At 29.8% G+C, this 5,540-nt stretch carries 5 protein-coding genes and 1 pseudogene; 3 read left to right on the forward strand and 3 right to left on the reverse strand.

Features of this window, described 5'->3' with window-relative positions:
* Positions 1-680: 680 nt before the first annotated feature.
* The 3 genes and pseudogenes from BPMYX0001_RS31790 to BPMYX0001_RS27885 all read right to left on the reverse strand — a co-directional run.
* A pseudogene (locus tag BPMYX0001_RS31790) lies at positions 681-980 on the reverse strand (DDE-type integrase/transposase/recombinase); the annotation flags it as partial.
* Positions 981-1,096: 116 nt separating this feature from the next.
* Positions 1,097-2,326: a helix-turn-helix domain-containing protein gene (locus BPMYX0001_RS27880; RefSeq protein ID WP_033799508.1), complete on the reverse strand. Its 1,230-nt coding sequence runs from the start codon at positions 2,324-2,326 to the stop codon at positions 1,097-1,099.
* Positions 2,327-2,723: 397 nt separating this feature from the next.
* Complete coding sequence (locus BPMYX0001_RS27885) at positions 2,724-3,296, reverse strand: tyrosine-type recombinase/integrase (protein ID WP_006097509.1); 573 nt, start codon at positions 3,294-3,296, stop codon at positions 2,724-2,726.
* Positions 3,297-3,719: 423 nt separating this feature from the next.
* On the opposite strand from BPMYX0001_RS27885, the gene BPMYX0001_RS27890 reads away from it, so the two are divergent.
* The 3 genes from BPMYX0001_RS27890 to BPMYX0001_RS27895 all read left to right on the forward strand — a co-directional run.
* Positions 3,720-4,664 carry a tyrosine-type recombinase/integrase gene (locus BPMYX0001_RS27890; protein ID WP_006097510.1) on the forward strand — a complete coding sequence of 315 codons (945 nt, stop codon included), beginning with the start codon at positions 3,720-3,722 and terminating at the stop codon, positions 4,662-4,664.
* A 20-nt stretch (positions 4,665-4,684) separates the two neighbouring features.
* On the forward strand, positions 4,685-4,852 hold the full coding sequence (locus BPMYX0001_RS33485; protein WP_006097511.1) for a hypothetical protein: 168 nt from the start codon (positions 4,685-4,687) through the stop codon (positions 4,850-4,852).
* A 164-nt stretch (positions 4,853-5,016) separates the two neighbouring features.
* On the forward strand, positions 5,017-5,540 hold a 524-nt coding region (locus tag BPMYX0001_RS27895), incomplete at its 3' end, for a DUF4030 domain-containing protein (protein WP_033799820.1).

A 5,540-nucleotide genomic window follows, 5' to 3' on the forward strand; every position in this document is an offset into this window, starting at 1 on the left:
GTTGCTATGTAGAAACTTAAAACCAATTTTGTACAAATATGATACTTTTGTGATTCGAGATCCCTTTTGAATTAACTGAATATTAAGAAAGTTTAAACCGACATAATGTTACTTGCAACTTTACTAAACTCCTATTTAGTGTAATTTGCTCCTTTCTTAGTGGTCCTACCAGTTATGTTATTTATTAAAACATTAAATTCCCGCTGCGTATATAGTAAAATTTTGTCGTAAATAGTAGAATTTTATCTTATGTATTCGATAATTTTATTGTTACATACTTAATATGAGCGAGGGGATATTATACTAATAAAATTAATGATGAATGCTATTGTAGTAATTATAATGATTACAACTTATTATATCCAATGAAAAAATAACTATATTAATTTAGAGGGGGTTAGTTTTTATTTTAGAAAAATACTTATAGAATAATTTAATGGTATTACTTATATTTTTTTACCTTTATTTAGGTATGCATAATTGCATAAAATGTAGATATATCAAGTAATATATGTTATATTATTAAGTTTTATGGAATAATTCCCGATATTACTATTAATAAATACTTAATTTATCACGCTCTTTGATTTACCATATTATTCAAAAACATCTTTATATAGTCATAAAAAACCTCTGAAATACAATTCATTCCAACCACCTCAATACTTAACATGAAAATAATAAAATGGATTCTTATCCATCCGTTATAACAAGAAGTTTTAAAACATGAAAAGGCCGCAAAGCTTTCTTGAAAAAGCGCTTTGCAGCCTTCTGGTTTCTTGTTTTGCTTAGGAAAAAATCGATTGTGTTTCCTTTCAAATCAACACCACGATATAAATATATCCATTGCTTTTTTACTTTGATATATGTTTCATTGACTCTTCAAGAGTGATTAGTTTGGGGCGACGTCAGATTCGTTTCTCCAATTTAGAAACATACTGATGAACGCAACGCATAATCGTTTTATGAGAGATGGATAAGCACTTTTTCCAGGGCAATCACGTACCCTTTCTAGAGTAATAGGATCAGTATGTCAAAGTTTTAGAGATTACTTACACGTATATTGAAGTTTTTGCACCAGAACCCGATATCAAGCTTATATTACAGTATATTTTTCACGGTATTGTCTAGGAGTCATGTTTGTGGATTTTTTGAAAACCCTTGTAAAATAACTTTGATCATTAAAGTTAAGCCAAGCATAAATATCTGATAATGGATATGTAGTAAGTGTTAATAATCTTTTTGCTTCTTCCACTCGTTCCCTTTGAATATATTCACTTAAAGGAACCCCTACTTCTTTTTTAAATAATTTAGATAAATAACTTGGAGAAATATCCAAGTAACTAGCGAGTTCATTGAGAGATATTCCACCGTAAATATTTTTGTTAATATGATTTATACATGTAGTAACCGCATTTGAAAAATTTTGCGTATTATATTCTTTCACACGATCTGCAAAAGTACATAAAGCATCTTCTACTAATCGCTTAATAGCGTGCGCATTATCTAGTTGTTCTATGGTGTGTATATATAAATAATTAAGAGCATAAGCAACACCTGCTGGAAGTTTACCCTCTATCGCGTATCGGGTAGCTAGGGTAATCGCAATAATACCATTACTTTTTCGATTTCTGAGAGCATCATCTGTTAACATAAGTCCATTATCTTCTTGTGAAACTGAACGCTTATATTGTATTAATTTTTTTTTATTGCCCTCTTTGATTGTTGAAAAAAATTTATGTATATGTGGTAGGTTGGGGTTTTCAAAATCATTTTGTCGGCGTTTAAAAATATATAAATCAGGTTTCACGATTTTATAGTGAGCATCTTCTAGCACTTTGTTTTTTTCCAAAACAATACCTACATCTAACTTTTCATTGAAAATCATGTAATGTAATAAAATTCCTATATCAATTAAAGTAGTTTTTTTAATCTTAGGTAGGCACTGACAATAGGCTAGTCCTTCTTGAATTTTATCATTTGAGCTGAATTTTTTCCGAAGCATAATGGCCATATCATTTGATACCTTTGGATGTGCAGTGGGACCGATTATAATAGTTCCTTTTATATAATCATGATTTGTAATATGAATTAGGACGAAATTTTCAAGATAACTGTTACCCCTGAAAAGTGGAAAGTTATAGGGATCATTTTCTTGATAAATCTCACTAAGATGTTCTTCTTTAGAAGGATAAAAAGGACTACAAACATCATCAGAAGTAGAATAAAATAAGTTTTTTTTGTCTGTAGATAAAATGTGAACAGGTACATTAAAGGTTTTATGTACGAGATCACACAAGTATTGTATGTCGATGGAATTATTCATTATTTTCTCCTGTTAATTAGATTAAATGATACATTTTCGTATAGTTCTTGTATAAACTCATAAATTAATTTCCGTCAAGTATAATTCACGAAAAAAAACAATATAAAATATCAAAATAGTATAATTCACGAAAAAATGTTACCATATTTTCTTATGAAAAGCATATATTATTTATTTATAATTGTAACTTTGAAATAGAGTTTGATCAAAAACACCTCGTAATCCCAAGTTTTACGCTAAATAAAAAGAATCCATTTTGAAAAAAGAATGATCAAAATAGATAGGTATAATTTTGTAGAGGAGTTATTTTTTTGAAAAAGTTTAATGGTTATTGTGATTATTGCTCAATTAAAACACTCGTTTGTGGAACAAGATTATAAAAAGCACCTAAAATAAATTAGATGCGAAATGTATCAATGATATTATCTTTTTCTTCTTTATTGATTCCAATATATCTTAATGTGATTTGTGGCGTACTATGATTCAGGATTTCTTGTAGCATAGCAATATCTTTTGTTTGCTTGTAAAACCAATATCCAAATGTTTTACGCATAGTATGAGTACCTAATGATTCTACTCCGGCAAAATCTCCGGCTTTTTGTAACTTTCGATAGGCTTGAATTTTACTAATGGGTTTATCACCTTTTCGAGAAGGAAATAACCAGGTACTTTTTAGATTTTCAGCGTATGGAAATACTTCCTCAAAAATAGATGTAATATTTATGATACGTTCCTTTTTTGTTTTTCCTTCTTTAACTTTAAATTCTTTCCGTTTTTTTCGCTTTAATTTTAAAATCTCATTCGTTTCCATTTTAAGTAAGTCACTTACACGTAATCCAGTATTAATCCCAAGTAGGAATAAAATATAATCACGATCTGAACAATGACGTTTAAGAGACCATTTCATATCTTCGAGCTGTTCTTTGCTCCGAATTGGTTGTACATCAATTAAATGTTGCTTTTTATCCATCTGCTTTTCAATCCCTTTATTTTCAGTGATTTGAATGTATACTTTTTCGTAATTTTTTATAATATCAATGAAATTAGATGGAAGTCAATGTTTAAGGGAAAACGAAAGTAAACTTTCTGCTAAAAGTTTACTTTCGTTTTCAAAAACATTTACAACTAATTTTGTGATAAATTTCTCAATATAGATATAACTGTTATTCATGGTTGTAATATTAAAAATTAACAAAAGATATAATATGATAAAAATAAGGTGGTTAGTTCCTTTCCTAAAAGAAGATTGAGATCAGTCAATCTTCTTTTTTTATTCATAAAATGTTTTTTTAAAATATTTAAGTATGTTATGTGTGAATTTGGAAGAGCATACAGACGTTCAGCTAACTTCCAAATTTGATATACTAAAAGAAAAAAATAGGATGATAAGGCTATGCCAACAAAGGAATTCCAAGACACAGTACAGCATTTTGCTTCTTTCTTACTAGATAAAGGAAGAAAACCTTCCACAATTAAACGGTATGTTTATGATATTGAAGATTTTGGTCAATGGTTGCAAAAATCTAAAAAACTCCCTACATGCAATATATGGACGACACTTGATAAAAAGGATTATGAAGCGTATTTTTACGATCTAAAGAAGAAACGACAGTACTCTGACAAAACAATGCATCGTGTTTATATTGTCTTAAATAGACTATATCAGTATTTAAAACTGCCAAATCCGTTAGAGGGCATGCAACTTAGTATTCAACCGAACCGTGCGTTACGTGATGAAGATTTTATTACAAAGGAGGAAGAGAAAACTTTAAAGTCCATTTTAAGTTCATTAGAAGGATTAACAGAAAAACAACGTTCTGTTCGTCCGTTACTTATGGATCGTAACATTTCAATTGTGCATTTGCTCATTCATAATGGATTATCCTTACAAGAACTTGTCGGTTTACAGATGAAGTACATCCATTTTGAAAACAATACGATCTCAGTACCAGGAATAGTGGGTATAGAAAGAACGATTTTTTTAACTGAAGACGATAAAAAGCGCTTATTTAACTATTACAAAACCATTCCTGAACCTGTTCGTCCAAGATACCATAGCAATGATCCATTGTTTGTAGCCTTTGATTTTACTCGGAAAACTTATCATTGGTCATATGAAAATGATGCGCCTAAAGCTCTAACAGAAATTGCCGTCCAAAAAATGATTCGAATTGAAGTTAAAAGAGCGAATTTACGAAAAGGAATTTCAGCACAACATCTTCGAAATACCTTCATTTTACGGCTGATTGAACATGGAATTTTAGAGGAACAAATTATAAAACAGGTAGGTTTTAAATCTAAACTTTCGTTAAAAAGATATTATGATTTCATCGATTAAAAATAACGGAGGAAGATAGTGTGAAGGAAAATAAAAAACAAGAGCTACAGTATATAAGAGTGTATACATTAAGGGATAAAAGTACAAAATCCATTAAAGTTGCGTCCTGGCGAACTTTTAAAGATGAAATGAGAGTTCTAGGTCTAAAAGAATCGGATATTTTTCAAATTCAGTTAATAGCAAAGTAAAATAACCCCCAAAATGAGATGCAGGTTTTTCGTTTGTTTTGGAGAATACCTAATCCAATATGAAAATAGAAGTTAGGTCAATTACACTTGAAGTATTTTCTTTATAATCTAGGCTCAGATACGATTCAAATATATAACAAGGAATCACTGGAAAGGAGATTGGGATGAAAAAAGGAAAAGGATTATTGTTACCTCTTTTATTAGCCACTTTATTAAGTGCCTGTCAACAGAACGATAAAGAAGAAGCAAAAAGTGAAGAATCAAAAGTTATGGACACTATTATGGAAACGGTAGATGAAAAGGACTTCCTTAGTGCCTCCATGAGCGATACACCAAGAACAGTAGACCTAGAAATAGCTGATACTGTAAATACAAGTAAGGTAAAAAAAGAGATTAACACTAAACTAAAGAATCAAGATATTAGACCATATACTATTAATGTTAGCCAAAGAAATATGGATATCGTAAAAATAGAGAATAGATGGGACATGATCTACAGTTATATTCTTGAAGAATTGTTCCATAAAAAAGAATACAAAGGTTTTTCAATGCGGGCTTATATAGAACTGAACCAACCTATTCCGTTTGCTATATATACCCCTATAAATAGTACTGATGCAGGGGCTAAAGAATTTGGAAAGAAGATTGAGAAAGAAATTGATAATTTACTTAAAACACCGCAAGCACG

Origin of the sequence: Bacillus pseudomycoides DSM 12442 (assembly GCF_000161455.1) — a bacterium.
Classification (GTDB): Bacteria; Bacillota; Bacilli; order Bacillales; family Bacillaceae_G; genus Bacillus_A; species Bacillus_A pseudomycoides.

What these genes read in the sequence shown, in the direction of transcription:
- BPMYX0001_RS27880 (WP_033799508.1), bottom strand. Translation starts at nt 2,326, where the DNA reads ATGAATAATTCCATCGACATACAATACTTGTGTGATCTCGTACATAAA.
- BPMYX0001_RS27885 (WP_006097509.1), bottom strand. Translation starts at nt 3,296, where the DNA reads ATGGATAAAAAGCAACATTTAATTGATGTACAACCAATTCGGAGCAAA.
- BPMYX0001_RS27890 (WP_006097510.1), top strand. Translation starts at nt 3,720, where the DNA reads ATGCCAACAAAGGAATTCCAAGACACAGTACAGCATTTTGCTTCTTTC.